The 18,784-nt window shown below is 43.5% G+C and carries 6 protein-coding genes; all 6 read left to right on the top strand.

Annotated features, from left to right (window positions below; all coding sequences use genetic code 11):
• Positions 1-6: 6 nt before the first annotated feature.
• From LC033_RS06730 to LC033_RS06705, 6 genes are read left to right on the top strand one after another with little or no spacing between them, the layout of a single operon-like run.
• A complete protein-coding gene (locus LC033_RS06730; protein WP_226567478.1) occupies positions 7-1,062 on the top strand; it encodes an HAD-IIIC family phosphatase in 1,056 nt (351 codons plus the stop codon).
• 27 nt (positions 1,063-1,089) lie between these two features.
• Positions 1,090-1,359, top strand: a complete 270-nt coding sequence (locus LC033_RS06725; RefSeq protein ID WP_034320179.1) for an acyl carrier protein — start codon at positions 1,090-1,092, stop codon at positions 1,357-1,359.
• A complete protein-coding gene (locus tag LC033_RS06720) occupies positions 1,346-2,488 on the top strand; it encodes an acyl-CoA dehydrogenase family protein (protein ID WP_226567477.1) in 1,143 nt (380 codons plus the stop codon). Before LC033_RS06725 ends, LC033_RS06720 begins: the two co-directional genes overlap by 14 nt.
• A gap of 18 nt (positions 2,489-2,506) precedes the next feature.
• Positions 2,507-11,596: a non-ribosomal peptide synthetase/type I polyketide synthase gene (locus LC033_RS06715; protein ID WP_226567476.1), complete on the top strand. Its 9,090-nt coding sequence runs from the start codon at positions 2,507-2,509 to the stop codon at positions 11,594-11,596.
• 20 nt (positions 11,597-11,616) lie between these two features.
• Positions 11,617-14,286 (top strand): non-ribosomal peptide synthetase, encoded by a 2,670-nt coding sequence (locus LC033_RS06710; protein WP_226567475.1) that lies wholly within the window; start codon positions 11,617-11,619, stop codon positions 14,284-14,286.
• Positions 14,279-18,781: a type I polyketide synthase gene (locus LC033_RS06705; RefSeq protein ID WP_226567474.1), complete on the top strand. Its 4,503-nt coding sequence runs from the start codon at positions 14,279-14,281 to the stop codon at positions 18,779-18,781. Before LC033_RS06710 ends, LC033_RS06705 begins: the two co-directional genes overlap by 8 nt.
• The last annotated feature ends 3 nt before the right edge of the window (positions 18,782-18,784 follow it).

The raw sequence follows: 18,784 nt of genomic DNA, 5'->3' as shown, positions 1-18,784 counted from the left end.
AAAAGAATGGCTAAGCAAATCAAGTGTGTTGTCTGGGATTTAGATCATACATTATGGGACGGAATTTTACTTGAATCAGATGAAGTGACGTTAAAGCCTTCTATCAAAGAGGTGCTGACTGAATTAGATGAGCGAGGCATCCTTCTTTCGATCGCAAGCCGAAATGATGAAGCAGCCGTAAAGGAAAAGCTCTCTGCCTTCGGGATCGATCATTTTTTCCTCTATCCAGAGATTCATTGGAATGCCAAATCTAGTTCGTTAGAGAGAATCAGCGAGCGCTTGAATATTCATAAAGACACCATCCTTTTTATTGATGATCAGCCATTTGAACGAGAAGAAGTGAAGGCTGTTCATCCAGAGATTACGTGCTGGGATGCGGTGGATTATATGACATTGCTGACAGACGACCGGCTGCGTCCAGTCTTTATCACAGAGGATGCTAAACGCCGCAGAGAAATGTATATGGAAGCCGATAAAAGGCAGCAGGAAGAAGAGAAGTATGAAGGGCCGCCTGAGAAATTTTTGGCGTCTTTAGATATGAAATTCATTATATCTGAAGCAGGAGAACAAGACCTTCAGCGAGCCGAAGAATTAACAGTCCGTACCAATCAATTAAATGCAAGCGGGAAAACCTATGATTATGCAGAGCTTGATTACTTTCGTCAATCAGATGCTCACTTGCTTCTGGTCTGTGAACTTGAAGATAAATTCGGCTCCTACGGGAAAATCGGGCTCTCTTTAATAGAAGAAATAGGTGACACCTGGCATGTCAAACTACTGCTCATGTCTTGCCGTGTCATGTCTAGAGGTGTCGGGACTATTTTACTCACAACGATCTTGCAAGAAGCGAAAAAGCGAGGAAAGCGTCTTTTGGCTGACTTTAAACAAACAGACCGTAACCGCATGATGTATATCACTTATAAGTTTGCAAATTTCAAAGAAATTGAGAATGGAGAGAACGGCTATATTTTGTTTGAAAACGATTTAAGTTTGATTCAGCCTTTCCCAGAATACGTAGATGTCAAAATTGAAATTGACCAGAAAGACCCAGCCAAACAATAAAAAAGCGAAAAGCGAGGAGATTGAATCATGAACCTACACGAACAAGTAAGAGCATATATCGAGCAAAACCTAGTGGTATTTGATGAGGAAATAGAATTGGGAAATGATGATCACATTTTTGAGCAAGGCTTTGTCAATTCTCTATTTGCGATGAAACTAGTGAACTACATTGAACATGATTTTCACTTCCAGTTAGATAACGAAGATCTCGACATTGCCAATTTTAGTACGGTCAATCGCATTGTCTCCTTAATTGAGAAAAAACAACAGGGGGCGGCTCTTCATGAAAACAGCTGAACAAACAATCGATGGCATTGAGGAAATACGTCAGTATTGCGATCAACATATTCGCCCGTTTGCCAATGAATTCGATGAGACAGAACATCTGCCAGAGTCGCTGATTCGGGACATGGCGAAAAGAGGCTATTTGGCAGCAGGCATCCCATCTTCCTATCAAGGACTGGGGCTTGATCCGATTGCATATGGGCAGTTCACAGAGCAAGTGGGGAAAGCTTGCTGTAATGTACGGACCTTATTGACAGTGAATTCCCTCGTAGGAGAAGCCATCCTTCGTTATGGCACAAAAGATCAGAAACAAGGCTGGCTCGTTGAATTAGCCAAAGGGGAAAAAATCGGTGCCTTTGCATTGTCAGAGCCAAATATTGGTTCAGATGCCAATCATGTCGAAACAAGCTACCAAAAGAATGGACAGACTTATGTGTTGAACGGGAAGAAAAAGTGGATCTCCTTTGGAGCGATTGCGGACTTCTTTATTGTGATAGCAAGAGACGGCGAACAAGTTACCGCATTCCTTGTCGATCGAGGTCAGCCGGGCGTTGAGATTGAGAGAATTACAGGAATGATGGCAAACCGGGCGTCTTATTTAGCAGAAATCACCCTTGATGATGTACAAGTGCATGAAGATTGTGTCTTAGGACCAGTTGGGGGAGGATTTAACCATGTGGTCTCACTTGCTTTAGATCATGGAAGGTACAGTGTCGCTTGGGCAGGGCTCGCCATTGCACAAGAAGCCGTTGATTCTCTCGTAACGTATTCACGTAAAAGAACGCAATTTAATGAAAAGCTGTACAAGCATCAAATGATCAAAGGCATGATTGGAGATGCAGTTACCCAGCTCCATGCAGCCAGAGCATTATGCCTAAAGGCTGGAGAAATGAGACAGGCGAAGCACCCTGATGCCATCACAGAGACATCAATCGCAAAGTATTTCACATCCAAAATTGCCGTTGACATTACAAATACAAATGTCCAAATTCATGGTGGAAGCGGATTTAGCCGTGAGAATTCAGCTTCAAGACTTTATCGAGAAGCAAAGGTGCTCGAAATTATTGAAGGTACTTCTCAAATTCAGCAGCAAGTCATTGCTAACTACGGTTTACGCCATTATTTCGTGAAGCATTCTTAAGAGAAAGGAGATGATCCCATGGCTTTACAGCCGCAGAAGCTGGATAAAAAGAACATTGAAAATATGTTAGGTATCACTACGATCCAAGAAGGAATGCTGTTCCATCATTTAATGGAACCGCACGGAACGGCTTATTTTGAACAACTGCTGATCCAAATAGATGGACAGCTTGATCGAGAAACTTTTGAACAATCTTGGACGAATGTCACCAATCAGCATGACATGCTCAGAACATTGTTTAGGTGGCAGGAGCTCGCAAGGCCTGTACAAATTGTGCTGAAGCAGCATCAGCCTGATATTCGATATCGTGATTTGACTCAATCTGGGCAGCCTCTTCATCTGTTGAAAGAAGAGGTGGTGACACAGGACCGAGAAGAACGTTTTGATCTACAGCAAGTCCCATTTCGCTTGACTTTATGTGAGGTCAATGATGAAGTCAGTTGGATTCTGATTAGCTTCCACCACATTTTATTGGACGGATGGAGCCTTGGGATTGTATTAAGTGATTGGATGAGTGCATATGAGCGGTTGTCTAATGGGGACACCCCCCTTCTTGAACAAAGACCGTCCTATCAATCATTTGTCAAATGGCAGCAGAAAAACCTTCAACAGACAGAAGCACAAGCCTCCTATTGGAAAAATGTCTTGGATGGCTGGAGTTATTCAGAACTGCTTCCAAAGTCAGGTAGCGCGTATGAAGCCACAGGGGCTTTCTCAAAATATGAGCATCAGGTGGAAGCCTCCATTGCTGAGAGTTTGAACGATTTCACGAATAAACATGACGTGACATTGGCATCTGTGATGTATACGCTGTGGGGTGTTTTGCTATCCAGATATGCCAACCAAGATGATATTGTGTTTGGAACAACAGTATCAGGAAGAAATGCGGATGTGCCTCATATAGAAAGGATGACAGGCCTGTTCATTAACACATTACCGCTGCGGGTCTCATTCGAACAGGAGCAGACTATTCTCGAATATATGCAGCAAGTCAATCGTGACGTAGCCATTAGGAATGAATATGAACATACGCCACTATCTGATTTAAAGAAGTATGCAGGTATGACGGCAGAGCAATCGTTATTTGATTCAATCGTCGTAATTGAAAACTATCCACTTGATCAAATGCTAACGAAGAACGATCATCCTGTTCGTATTCGTGGGTTTGAGATGACAGAGCAGACGGAATTCGATCTGACGCTTAGTGTTCAGGCGTTTGATGATCAACTACATTTCTCATTGGTGTATAACCCAGTCAGTTTTTCAGCTGAACAAATCGAAAAATGGTGTCAGCATTTTCTGCATCTCTTGTCTGATGCCTGTGAACATCCGCACAAATCTGCGGATCAATTACAGCTACTATCAGAAGAAGAGAAAGAAAAGCAGCTAGCGGTCTTTCGTCAATATGACGGAGCATCTTCTTGTAATGAACCGACGGTGATTGATCTATTTGAAGAGCAAGTGGAACGAACGCCAGCTGCAACGGCAGTTGAGTTTGGCGATACGACCGTGACATATGAACAACTCAACAAGAGAGTGAATCAGCTCGCACATTATTTACAAAAGAAAGGGGTTAAACAGGAGCAGCGTGTCGGTATTTTAGCAGAGCATTCCATTGAAATGGTTGTGGCATGCTTGGCGATTTTAAAAGCTGGCGGTGCTTACGTGCCAATTGATCCTGAATACCCGCAGGAACGTATAGAGTATTTATTAGAAGACAGCGGGGTTGAATGGCTCCTGACTCATCCGATTAACGGGCTTACTTACGATTATAACGGAGAAAAAATTGATATCACACAGCCGGATTTATACACTGGATCATCAGATAACCTTACAACAGCCATCACCTCAGACCAAACAGCCTACTGCATTTATACATCAGGAACGACAGGAAGACCTAAAGGTGTACTCATTCACCATCTTGGCCTAGCCAACTATATTGACTGGGCAAAACAAGTCTATGTTCGAGGAGAAACAAGGCATTTTGCTTTGTATACTTCACTGTCATTTGACCTGACGGTTACTTCTATTTTTACACCACTGATTTCAGGAAATACCATCATGATTTATCACCATGAAAACCGGCAGCTGCTTGTCGAAGAAATTATAAAGGATAATCGTGCACATGTAATGAAGCTCACGCCGTCTCATTTGCAGTTTATTAAGCATCTGTCTTTTCCAGACAGCCAAATGAAATGCTTCATCTTAGGCGGAGAACAGTTGGAAACATCTTTAGCAAAATCCATTCAGCAATCATTCCCGCAGTCAATTGATATTGTGAATGAATATGGCCCTACTGAAACAGTTGTTGGCTGCATGATTCATCGATATGATCAAGACCGTGATCAAGACGTGTATGTACCGATCGGAAAGCCCGCACAGCATACGGATATCCTTCTTTTTGACAAACATATGAATCTCATGCCGGAAGGGACCATCGGAGAATTATATATTGGTGGGAAGGGTGTCGCAAAAGGCTATTTGAATCGCCCAGAACTTACCGAAGAGCGGTTTGTAGACCATCCTTTCCAGCCAGGTGAAAAAATTTATAAAACTGGTGATGTAGCGCGTATTCTGCCTAATGGCCTCATTCAGTTTTTAGGACGAAATGATGATCAAGTGAAATTGAGAGGCTATCGTATCGAAACAGGTGAAATTGAATTCTGGCTAAATGAACAGCCAGGGGTCAAAGCAGCGGCTGTCGTTGTAAAACCAGATGCTTCTGGTTCACCCTGTTTGGCAGCTTACCTTATCACGACAGCCATACTAGATGAATCCGCAATGAAACAAGTATTGGCTGATCAGCTGCCAGATTATATGATCCCATCTCACTTTGTTCAATTGGATGATATGCCGCTGACTGCTAATGGCAAGCTAGATAAACGGGCACTGCCTGCATTAAAACAGCCGCAGCAAACGAAAAAGCTGATGGGATCAGACAACCTTTCTGACACAGAGAAGGTCATTCATGACATTTGGAAAAAAGTCCTTGGTTTAGATGAGATAAGTGTTCATGACAAATTCTTTGACATCGGCGGGCATTCTCTCAATCTGATTCATGTCAACCAACAGCTTGCTAAGCGATTAAATCAAAGCATTCCAATGGTAGAAATGTTCCGCCGTCCGACAATCAGAGAGCTTGCATCATATTTAAGCGGAGCATCAGAGCCGGTAACAGTCGACACACAATCCGCGAACCAAAAGAGAAGAAAAGAAAACGAGCCAATTGCGATTATTGGAATAGCTGGAAAATTCCCTGGTGCGAAAAATGTTGAGGCATTTTGGCGAAATCTGAAGAAAGGAGAAGAATCGATTTCGTTCTTTTCCGATGAAGAACTGCTTGAAGCTGGCATTGACCGTCAAACCTTTGAACGTCCAGATTATGTGAGAGCAAAAGGTGTGATCGATGGATTTGATTTGTTTGATGCATCCTTCTTCGGTTATTCACCAGGTCAAGCAGAAATGATGGATCCTCAAATTCGCCTGTTACATGAGTACGCTTATAAGGCCCTGGAAGATGCGGGATATGTACAGGAAGATTATACAGGTAAGGTCGGTTTATTTACTGGATCCACATCGAACTTTCAATGGATTCAACAATTTGCATCGTCCCTTGATAGCAGTATGTCAGAACTATTTGAAGTGGGTTCACTTAATGATACGTATACCGTTAGTACAAGAATTGCCCATAAATTGAATTTGAAAGGGCCGGCATTAACGCTTCAAACTGCTTGTTCGACCTCTTTGGTTGCTCTACATTTGGCCTGTCAATCCATTGCAAATGGTGATTCAGATGTAGCGCTTGCGGGTGGTGTGTCGATTTTACACCCAGTAAAATCAGGCTACATTTATCAGCAGAACATGGTGAAATCAAGCGATGGTCATTGCCGCGCTTTTGACGATCAAGCAGATGGAACAGTTGGCGGAGATGGCGTTGGTCTTGTTGCTTTAAAAGCACTCAGTGAAGCCATAGAGGATGGTGACCATATTTATGCAGTCATTAAGGGCTCTGCCATCAACAACGATGGCGATCAAAAGGTTGGCTTCAATGCACCAAGCGTTGAAGGGCAGACACGTGTCATTCAGGATGCTTTACGTCAGGCAGATGTTTCACCGGAAACGATTGAATATGTAGAAACACACGGAACAGGAACGTCTCTTGGTGATCCAATTGAAATAGAGGCGCTGACAAAAGCCTTCCAAACAGAGAAAAAACAATTTTGCCGCATTGGGTCTGTGAAAACAAATATTGGACATTTGGATGCAGCGGCAGGAGCGGCTGGCTTGATCAAAGCAGTGCTTTCGCTTCAGCATCAAACATTTGTGCCAAGTCTTCACTTCAAAAAAGCCAATGAAAACATTGCATTTGAGCATAGCCCATTCGTTGTGAACACCGAACTGACCGACTGGAAGCAGCCGTCTTCACATTTGCGCCGAGCTGGAGTGAGCTCATTTGGAATGGGTGGAACAAATGCGCATGTCATATTAGAAGAAGCACCGCAAAGAGATCGTAAGCAAATGCCGCGTTCTGCCGAGCTGCTTGTCCTATCAGCGAAGAGCAAAACGAGCATTGAAAGAATAAAAGAAAAACTCATGACCCAAATCGAAAACACGCCTTCTATCAATTTGGCGGACGTAGCGTATACCCTGCAAACAGGCAGACAATTTTTTGGTTTCCGTCAGGCATTTGTTGCGGGAAGCAGAGAAGATGCCTTGCGTGTGTTAAAAGAAAAGCAAGGAAAGGGCATTGGCAAGCTCATGCATTCGCATGTTGAAAAACAAAAGATTGTTTTTATGTTTTCAGGGCAAGGCAATCAATATCTCAATATGGGATTAGATTTGTATCGAGAAGAGCCTTATTTCAAGGAGCAAATGGATGCCTGTTTTCAAGCATATGAAGAAGCAACAGGGACAAGCCTTGCCCGTATTCTGTATCCATTAGCCGTTGAAACAGATAAGGCGCACGAAAAATTGGCAAGCACTCAATATGCACAGCCAGCCATTTTTGCTATTGAATATGCACTCTCAATGCTCTTCATTGATTGGGGCATTCGCCCTGATGTGATGATCGGCTATAGCTTTGGCGAATTAACAGCAGCAGCTATATCTGGAGTATTCAGCTTAAAGGATGCGATGTCTATGGTTGCTTACCGGGCTAATGCCATGCAGGCGTCTCCATCTGGCGTCATGATGAGTGTTCCTTTACCTGAAGAAGAATTAAAACCGATGCTTCCAAAGGATGTTTCTCTTGCGGTCGTCAATGATTCTTCATGTATCGTGTCAGGGCTTGAAGAGGCGATCAATGAATTTGAAAATGAGTTGAAGAACAAAAGATTGATGTGTATGCGATTAGGCGGCACAATTGCGGCCCACTCACATGTCATGGAGGAAGCAGCGGAGCAATTCGGAGAAAAATTGCAACATATCAAAGCCAATAAGCTCCGAATTCCATTCATTTCGAATTTATCAGGAGATTGGATGACAGACAAGAGCGCTGGAGATGTGTCTTATTGGAAACGGCATATGACCGATACGGTTCGCTTTGCTGAAGGCATCAGGAATATCTTACAAGAGGAGAATATTCAATTAATTGAGATTGGACCTGGACAGGATTTAAGTGTCATGGTCAACCGATCTCTCAACGGCCTGAATCAGCAGGTATGCCATGTGCTAAGGCATGCAAAACAAGATGTGACGGATAGTGAGTTTTTACTCGCACAGATTGGTCGTTTATGGTCACACGGGCTGTCGATTGATTGGAATCGATTCCAGATGAACCGTCAAGCATTGAAAACACCATTACCAACGTATGCGTTTGATCGTACCTCCTATTGGTATGATCCATCAGATCTTGTAAAGCACGACAATTCAAAGCGGTTTGGAAAAAAGAGGCCAATGGAAGAATGGTTCTATACCCCTCATTGGGAAGCGGATCTTTTACCTTGCTCGCCATCCGATGATTCCTCTGCTGGAGCCATGCTTTTATTTGCAGAGCCATCTGCTTTCGGAGAGAAGGTAGCAGCTGAGCTTTTGACGAAACGGAAAGAGTACGTTGTGGTTCAAAAAGGAGATCAGTTTACGAAGCATAATCAAAAAAGCTATACCATTCGTTCTCATGTGCCATCTGATTATGAAAAGCTCATCTCGAATCTGGTAGATGATCATATCAACGTGACAAATGTTTGCCATCTATGGGGACTTTCAGATCGACTTTCATCCCAAACGGAGGAAGAGTGGGTCGTGCAAACGCAGCGAGATTCTTATTACTCCTTACTTTATATCGGACAGGCATTGAAGAAATATGTCTTTGACCAAAAGGTATTGATAACAGTTCTTTCTTCGCTGACGTATGCCATTGGCGGAGAGCCTGTGCTTTATCCTGAGAAAGCTGTCCATCTTGGACCTGCCATGGTGATTTCACAAGAAACACCGAACTTACATTATCGTATTCTTGATGTGGATCGTCCAGTAGAAAATGGTGTTCAGGAAAACAGTTTGTTGAAACAAATCAGCGATGAACTAGATCGAACGTATGGACAGCTTCTCACTGTCTATCGACGGAATAAACGATATGTGAAAAAGTATGCGAAAGGTTCAGTTCCTGAAACAGGACACGTTCATTTGGCTAAAAAAGATGGTGTGTACATTTTAATTGGCGGACTTGGTTTTATAGGATTGAACATCGCCCAGACTTTGGCCGAGCAAACGCAGGGAAAATTGGTCCTAACGAGTAGGTCTGGACTGCCTGATAGAAGCGAGTGGCCCGAGTGGCTAGCGACGCATGATGAACATGATCCAACAAAGAAGAAAATTCAAAAGGTCATGGCACTGGAAGAGACTGGCGCAGAAGTGCTGATAAAGAAAGTAGACGTTCGTCACCGAGAGGATATCCAGCAATTAATAAGCGCAGTGGATGCGTCCTATGGACAAATTGACGGTGTAATCTATGCAGCAGGTGTAACTGGTGACCAATCATTCCGGGTGATGGAGCAAACGGATGACACATTCTCAGAGCCGCATTTTGAGGCCAAGATGAACGGTGTACTTCATCTGAATGCTGCCCTCGGTGATCGACCACTTGATTTCTGCTTTGTGCTATCATCCTTGTCACCAATATTGGGTGGACTTGGTTTTACAGCCTATACAGCTGTGAATCATTTCATCGATGCGTACGTATATGAACGCAATCTACGTTCGCAAACGCAGTGGTCTGTGATTAGCTTTGACGGCTGGGAATTTGAGGATGGCAAGCAGTTGGATCTTCCAATCGGGGATGATGTCACCGAAACGTTGATTACAGAAAAAGAAGGAAGAGCGATCTTTGAGCGACTGCTTTCACTTCTTCAAGTTGAACATATTGTCATTTCGACAACAGATTTACACGATCGCATCCACCGATATGTAGATCGTCTATCTCGCGAAGAAGAGAGTGACGGTGAGCATGTACAAGATGGGACGATGTATTCCCGACCAGCGCTGTCGACGAATTATGTCGCACCTGAAACAGAGCTGGAGAAGGAACTAAGTCAACATTGGCAAGCGTTCTTTAAGATTGATGAAATTGGCATAGATGATCATTTCTTTGAAATGGGAGGAGATTCCCTAAAGGCGATCACCTTTATTGGCATCATTCATCGTGCATTTAGTGTAGAACTGACGCTGCCTCAATTTTTCCAAATGCCAACGATTCGTTTAATGGCAGAATATATCGATCAAGCAGATACAGCGACATATCAGGTGATTGAAAAAGCCGAAGTGAAGGAACGTTATCCTCTGTCGTCTGCCCAAAAACGTTTGTACCTTATGCAGCAAATGGATTTGAGCAGTACAGGATACAACGAATTTAAAGCGGGACGGATTAAAGGTAAGCTCGATATCAGCAGATTGGAATGGGCATTTCAACAGCTAATCAAGCGTCACGAAAGTTTGCGGACAGCGTTTGTACTAAAGAATGGCATCCCTTATCAAAAGATCGAAGAAGAGGTGCCGTTTTCTGTCACACTGTTTGATGTCACGAAAGGATCAAGTCAAGCATCTGAGGAAGATCAAAAACAAGTGATTGAACAATTTCTGACTCCCTTTACGTTAAGTGAGGCCCCATTGATGAGGGTAGGTGTGATGAAGGTCGCAGAAGAGGAGTTTGTGCTCATGCTGGACATGCATCACATTATCTCAGATGGTCTTTCTCAAGATATTTTGGTCAACGATTTTATGCAGTTATATGATGGAAGGACGCTTGCACCTTTAGCTCTTCAATATAAAGATTTTTCAGAATGGCAAAATGACATGCTTGCTTCTGATGCACTCAAAGAATCAAGTGATTATTGGAAAAATCGGCTGGAAGGTGCACCTGCACTAGATTTACCAACAGATTTCAACCGGCCAGAGGTGAGACAATTCCGAGGCGGACATTATACGTTCCGTATAGAAGAAGCAGAGCTGAACGCGTTTAAACAGGTCATTTCAAAAGAAGATGCAACTCTGTTTATGGGGCTGTTAAGTCTTTATCAGATTTTACTTCATAAATTAAGCGGGCAATCAGATATCACGGTTGGGGTTCCAGTATCAGGAAGAAAACAAGAGGAGCTGCAGCAAGTCATCGGTATCTTTGTCAATATGCTGCCACTTCGTTTATATCCTAAAGGAGAAATGACGTACCGTGAGTTCCTTAGCGATGTAAAGGCATATGTGATTGATGATTTCGGACATCAAGATTTTCAATATGAACAAATGGTCCAAGACCTGCAGCTGAGCCGAAATGTCAGCCGGAATCTATTGTTTGACGCTGTGTTCGCTTTGCAAAATATGAATCAGCCAGAACTGAAGGTAGGAGGTTTAACCTTTAGTGATTATCAGTATGAGACAGGAACGTCGCGGTTTGATTTATTGTGGATTGCGTATGAGCAGGGAGACGGGCTTTCTTCAACCCTTGAATATAATACAGAACTTTTCACAGAGGAAACCATTCAGCGCATTGCCGGCTTGCTGAAAGACATCATGCGAGCTGTCACAGTAGATGCAGTGAGATTAGAGGATATCGAACTGACTTCTTCATTCAAGCAACTAGACGACGTATCTCTTTTCGAATTAGATGACTTAAAAATATAAGTAAAGAGGTGAATGGAAGAGTGATTGAACAGGATGATTTTCAACTAAAAGCAGTGGCGAAGGAAAAGGTGAAGGAAAGAGCCTACTGGACATCTATTTTATCAGATGCTCAGTTGGATGGACGCATTCCCAATACGGTTTTACAAGCCAAGCCTGCTGCACTTAATCGATCGCTTTATTCGTCCTTCCCTACGGCTGTGAACCATTCGTTAAAGCAATTATGTGGAGATTCTGATTTGCGAATGTTTATTGTGCTGACCACAGCCGCATTTGGCTTGTTGCAACGTTATAGCGGAAAAACTGAATTGATGGTGACTGTTCCTACAATGGAACAGTCCGGCAATCAAAGCGCCATTAATCATATGCTGCCACTCAAGGCAGAGATTGATGTTCATATGAGCTTTAGCGCAGGATTAGACGCAGTAAAACAATCGTTTCAGGAGGCAGTGCGTCATCAAAACTACCCTGTTCACATTTTAATGGATGAAATTTGGCACTCAATAGGAGATAGCAATCAGCGTGTCAATCTGGCTTGTGCGTTTGAGACATTGCATGGACATGCTGATCGAGAGCAATTAAATGCGGATGTACTCATTGTATGGAAGAAAGAACAAGATCACCTTCATGCCGAAGTCCACTGGGATGCTTCAGTTTATGAAGATCAAATGATGGAGCAGTTTTCCAATCATTTCATGATACTCTTAGAGCAATTTCTCAAAGCACCTGAACAAGCCATGAGCACACACTCATTTCTGTCTGAAAAGGAAAAAAGTCAATTATTTGATGCATTTCAAGGGGAGTCGCTCCCTTATCCAGTTGATCGTGATATTGTGTCTTTATTTCAACAGCAAGTCCAGTTACATCCAGACCGAACGGCCGTTGTGTTTGACACCACCTCCTATACATATGAAGAGGTAGACCGTTTATCAGATCGCATAGCGCTTAGACTTTCTCAAAGTCAGATGACAAGGGAGACCCCAGTTGGTCTTAAAATGTATCGATCTGCTGAACTTGTGATTGCTATTCTTGGCATACTAAAGGCTGGCTATGCTTATTTACCGATTGATGTGAATCTGCCGATCGAAAGAATTCGGTATATGCTCAACAACAGTGGTGCTAAGGCCATTGTATCGGATTCAGCCGGAGATGATGGATTGGATGTCGAGGTTCACGTTATGCAAGACATGCTTCATGAATCGGAAGCAAAAGAGAAGCTGATTTCATCCATTTTGCCTTCGGATATGGCTTATGTGCTGTATACATCAGGCACGACAGGACATCCGAAGGGGGTTGTCATTGAACATCGTCAGGTCATTAATCTGGTTTACGGAATGAAAACACGCTTTTTTGATCTACTCTCAGATGATTTGCAAGTAGGAATGCTGGCTTCACATATTTTTGATGCGTCTGTTCAAACGTTGTTTCCAACATTGTTGCTCGGACATACGCTGCATATTGCAAAAGATGAAGTCCGAATGGATGGTCATGCGTTATGGGATTTTTATCAAAACAATCATATTCAGCTGTCAGATGTGACACCCTCTCATTTAAAGCTGATGAACAAAGCAGCAGGGCAATCGAAACAGGACCTGCCTGCACTGGACATGCTGCTTGTGGGCGGAGAAATATTCACAAAAGAGCTGAGGGATCAATTTTTACAGCATTTATCAAGTGAAGGACCCATCATGTTTAATATATATGGCCCTACTGAATGTACTGTTCAGTCATCATCTTTTTTGATTCCACATGATTGGGATGAACAAGTCATTCCTATTGGGCAGCCAATGCCAAATGAGCGTATCTTCATATGTGACGCGCAAGGGGAGCCAGTTCCGATTGGCGTATTTGGTGAACTGTATATCGCAGGTGATGGTGTAGCACGTGGGTACATCAATCACCCTGATCTGAACAAGGAGAAATTTATCAAAAAACCAGAGTTGGGCTGCGGGATGATATACACGACGGGAGACCTTGCAAGATGGCGTTTTGATGGGTTATTGGAATTTGCCAAAAGGATCGACAACCAAGTGAAAATCAGAGGATATCGGATTGAGCTAGAAGAAGTTCGTAGAGCTATTCTAGATGATCCACATTATCAGGGATTCATTCAAGATGTCATTGTGATCCCTAAGGAAACGACAGAGCAGGACCAATACATTTGTGCTTATTTGATGGCAAAACAAGTCATAGATCAGCGTGCACTTCGCCAGTCCTTAAGTGAAAGATTACCAGGTTATATGGTCCCAAGGCATTTGATTCAGGTCGATCAATTTCCTTTAAATCTATCAGGGAAATTAGATATTCAAGCACTGCCGAATCCAGAAGATCAGCAGCCGAGCGAGCAAGAGACAGTGACCATTCAGGCACATAATGAAACAGAGCAGAAGCTTGTTCGTATTTTCGCTTCTATTTTACAAGTCCCTGCTTCTCAGATTCGATTAGATGATCCATTTTTCGATTTGGGCGGGAACTCTTTTAATATCGTTGAGCTGTCAAATAAATTGAAAGAGGAATTTCAGCAGGAGCTGACCGTGATGGAGCTGTTCCAATATACAACCGTTTTACAAATAGCAGACCAATTAAGAAACAAAGCAGCAGGACAAGATAAACCAATAGAAGATGACGGTGAAAATGAAGCGGATGACTTAGAAAGTGCCGCACAACTGTTAGGCGGGATGATAGATGAGTAAGTTAACAGGATTAGAGGTTGCAGTGGTTGGTATGGCTTGCCGCTTTCCTGGAGCGAAGGATATTCATAGCTTTTGGGACAACCTTGCAAATGGAAGAGAGTCCATTACGTTTTTTTCTAAGGAAGAGCTACTTGAGGCAGGGGTTGAGCAAGAAGCATTGGATCATGAGCAATATGTACGTGCCAAAGGAGCTGTAGATCAGCATGATCACTTTGATGCGGATTTCTTTGGTTATTCACAGCGTGAGGCAGAAGTAATGGACCCGCAAATCCGCATGTTTCATGAGGTGGCGTGGGAATCCCTTGAAGACGCTGGCTATAACCCCGAAACCTATCAGGAGCCGATCGGTTTATTTGGCGCTGCTTCTGCAAATTTATATTGGCAAGCAGCTTCCATGCTAATGAGAACGAATAACTCATCTGAGCAATTTGCGGCTGTTCAGTTAACAGATAAAGATTTTATGAACACAAAGGTGTCCTATAAGTTGAATTTGAAGGGGCCGAGTGTAGCTGTTGATACGGCTTGTTCTTCCTCGTTGGTGGCAGTCCATTTGGCGTCACGCGCCCTGCTAACAGGAGAATGTAAAATGGCACTTGCTGGCGGTGTCACCATCACTACTCCTCACAAAAAAGGATACATGTATCAAGAGGGTATGATCATGTCTCCTGATGGACACTGCCGAGCCTTTGATGAACAGGCAAAAGGAACAGTTGGCGGCGAGGGCTGTGGAGTCGTTGTGCTCAAATCATTAAAGCAGGCGCTAAAGGATAAGGATCATATCTATGGTGTGATAAAAGGATCGGCGTATAACAATGATGGCGGGAGAAAGGTCGGTTATACAGCCCCAAGTATAGAAGGACAAAGTGAAATTATTAAAAAGGCGCTCAACATCAGTCGTGTAGAAGCCGAGAGCATTTCATATATCGAAGCACATGGCACCGGCACGACCCTCGGAGATCCGGTTGAAATTGAGTCACTCAATAAAGCCTTTCAAACCGATAAAAAACAGTTTTGTGCCATTGGGTCTGTAAAAACAAATATCGGTCATCTTGATTCAGCGGCAGGTATTGCTGGCTTTATTAAAACGACACTGAGTCTTTATCATCAAACATTGCCGCCGAGCCTTCATTATAAGAAGCCGAATCCAAAAATTGATTTTGAATCAAGTCCGTTTTATGTGAATACAAAACCCGTACCATGGACGAAAGTGGGTCATCCATTGCGTGCTGGGGTCAGTTCATTTGGTGTCGGCGGAACGAATGTACATCTCATCCTGGAAGAGGCACCCATAGCCGAAAAACTGTCAGCAGAAAAGGATCACGAACTTCTGGTAGTTTCGGCAAGATCGAAACAGGCGGTTCAAAAGTCTGCTGAGCAAGTCACATCTTATTTAAAAGAACAAAAGGATGTGCCGCTGTCACATGCTGCATTTACGCTGCAAGAAGGACGAAAGCATTTTCCTTATCGCCAAGCCTTGCTTGCCAGCCCAGATCGCACATTCCAGTCATCAGGACAGCCTCAAATGGCCTTTCAACAACCTGCAGTTGTCTGGATGTTTTCTGGTCAAGGTGCTCAGTATGTCAATATGGGCAAGGATTTATATGAGAATGACCCGGCATTTAAACAAGCGCTTCAGAAATGTTTTGCCATTGTTTTATCATTGGCTGGCATTGAGATCGAGAGAGTGCTATATCCTTCAACCGAAGAGGAAGGCACCCAGGCAGAACATCTTATGCAACAAACTTCTTATACACAAATCATCTTGTTTAGTTTTGAGTATGCCCTCGCATCGAAGCTCATGGGACTAGGCATACGTCCGCATTATTTTATCGGTCATAGTATTGGAGAAATCACGGCTGCCTGTGTGGCAGGTATCATCCAGCTTGAAGATGCGATTCGGATCGTTTTAAATAGAGGCAATTTGATGCAAAAGATGCCTCCAGGAGATATGGCTGGTGTGGCGCTTTCAGCCGAAGAGATTGAGCATAAACTTCCAGATGGTGTCGAGCTTTCAGCGGTAAATAGCTCACAGTTATCTGTTGTATCTGGTCCTTCTGATCGTTTGCAGGCTTATATTGAACAGGTTGAAAAAAGAGGAGCGTCTGTTCAAAAGTTGAAAACCTCTCACGCCTTTCATACGAGTATGATGGCTGATGCAGCTAAGCAGTTTAAGGAGGTTCTCTCTGAAATGACCTACCAGCAAGGTCATATACCAATCATTTCCAATGTGACCGGTAGCTGGTTAACCCATGAGCAAGCAGCATCACCTGATTACTGGGCATCTCATATTAGGCAGCCTGTTTTATTTAGTCAAGGGATAGAGAGGTTACTTGCATTTGGAGAAGTGGTCTTCATTGAACTCGGTCCAGGTCATACATTGACTCAATTCGTGAGACGGCATGATCGCTATGATGTGGACAAAGCAGCTGCTGTTTCATTGGTAAGACATCCAAAAGAGCAAGCAGCTGATGATGAATATATGCAAAAGGCAATAGGAAAGTTATGGAGTTACGGAGTGGAGCCGAACTGGAGGGCTGTCAGAAAAGGAGAGGCCCCATATCGAGTCTCTCTACCAACCTATCCATTTGAGCATCAAAAGTTCCCCTCACCGCAGTTCCAAGCTGATCAGCTGATGAGTGCATTATCTCCAACAGCACAGAAGAATCACTTAGCTGACTTTCAAGACTGGTTCTACATTCCAGTGTGGGAGCGATCTTCACCAGTACTGAAAGAACAGAATCATCAAGGGAAGCGTGTGTTGGTTTTTGAGAAAAATGGTCATATCGGCGCCTATTTGAAAGAGCGAAATGCGCAGGTCGTCAGCGTATGTCAAAGTGATCATACAATAAAAGAAAATGACCAGATGATGAAGGCAGACGTTCATATGCTGACACATATAGAGTGGGTCATGGCTGAATTACAGCAATCTGGATTTATACCTGAAGACATCATCTGGATGCATGATGAGCTCACTTCGGAGACGGAAGACAAGCCAAATTATTTATCTGTACTCGATCTCGTCAGGCTGATCGGAAAACACCATAACACACACATGAGACTTCATCTCGTGACGAGCCAAGCGCATGATGTCATCGGGACGGAGAAGATTCAGCCTCTTCAAGCAACAATGACAGGACTTGCGCTGACCATTCCGCAAGAATATCAGCACATAGCGTGTCATCACATTGATTTATGTCAGGATAAGATGGCAAATTGGCCGCTATTTCTCTCATATGAGGTAGCGATGCACGATCAAGAAGCGATCGTTGCATATCGTGGCAGCAGCCGGTGGATTCGAAAAGCTTCAAGCACATCGTTAAGCCGAGAGGAATCGTCTAAGCAGCCTTTCAGATCTAGCGGCGTTTATTTCATTACTGGTGGTATGGGCGGCATTGGCTTCACATTAGCTAAGCATTTAGCAGAAACGTATCAAGGGAAACTTGTGATCATGACCCGATCACATATACGTGAACGATCTGAATGGCACGAGCTGCGTGATGAAGATGGGAAAGAAGCTGAGGCTGTTAAAAAGCTGCTGGCTCTTGAAGAATTAGGTGCTAGTGTACAAGTTGTACAAGGTGATGTGTCGGATGAATATGCTGTACAGCAAGCGATTCAGCTAGCCCATACGGTATTTGGTGGTTTACATGGCGTCATTCATGCGGCAGGAGAGGCAGACGGGAAGATCATCCAAGCAAGAACAGTAGAAGATGAGATTCGCATGTGTCAGGCAAAAATCAACGGAACCTATGTGTTGGGGGAAGCACTCAAGGGTGAAACGCTCGATTTCTTTTTGCTTTGTTCATCCCTCGTTTCCTTTCTTGGAGCGGCTGGACAGGTTGCTTATGCGGCTTCTAATGCCTTTATGGATAGCTTTGCTCATGAGAAAAGGAAGGAAGGGAAGCCAGTTATTTCTTTGAACTGGGATCGCTGGGAGAAAGTCGGTATGGCACATGATTCGGCATTGGCGGCGAAAGTCAATGACATGCTGGCACTTGAGGAGCAGGCAGGAATTTCTCCAGAACAAGGAATGAAAGTGCTCCAAGAAGTGCTGCGACTAGATTATCCGCAAATTCTTGTGTCAGTTCGAGATATGGGAGAGAGAATCAAACATCGCTTAACATCTGTGCAACAAGAGGAGACGCCGCTTCAAGAAATATCACAGGGAATAGATGATCGTCTAGAATCATCTTTGAGTGATGTGCTCAGCTCCTTTTTTAAACATGAGCCGGATGTAAATGAGAATTTCTTTGAAATGGGTGCGACATCCCTTGATTTGTTGCAGATGAGTGGACATATCAAATCGGTATACGGCATTGAGGTTCCGGTGGTCATGATGTATAGCCATCCAACCATCGCGTCATTGGCTGCCGAATTGAAGAGAATACATGGTGTAAAGGAAGAAAAGCCAGCTGTTGCCGAATCATCTAAACTACGCAAACAAGCGATGGCTGAAGGGAAAAATCGCCGTAAACAGAGATTAAAACGAAAATAGATG

This window comes from Bacillus stratosphericus (genome assembly GCF_020524495.1).
GTDB classification, from domain to species: domain Bacteria; phylum Bacillota; class Bacilli; order Bacillales; family Bacillaceae; genus Bacillus; species Bacillus stratosphericus_B.
Note: the sequence above shows the minus strand (reverse complement) of the source record. Positions and strands in the feature narration are given on the sequence as shown.

What these genes read in the sequence shown, in the direction of transcription:
- LC033_RS06730 (WP_226567478.1), top strand. Translation starts at nt 7, where the DNA reads ATGGCTAAGCAAATCAAGTGTGTTGTCTGGGATTTAGATCATACATTA.
- LC033_RS06725 (WP_034320179.1), top strand. Translation starts at nt 1,090, where the DNA reads ATGAACCTACACGAACAAGTAAGAGCATATATCGAGCAAAACCTAGTG.
- LC033_RS06720 (WP_226567477.1), top strand. Translation starts at nt 1,346, where the DNA reads ATGAAAACAGCTGAACAAACAATCGATGGCATTGAGGAAATACGTCAG.
- LC033_RS06715 (WP_226567476.1), top strand. Translation starts at nt 2,507, where the DNA reads ATGGCTTTACAGCCGCAGAAGCTGGATAAAAAGAACATTGAAAATATG.
- LC033_RS06705 (WP_226567474.1), top strand. Translation starts at nt 14,279, where the DNA reads ATGAGTAAGTTAACAGGATTAGAGGTTGCAGTGGTTGGTATGGCTTGC.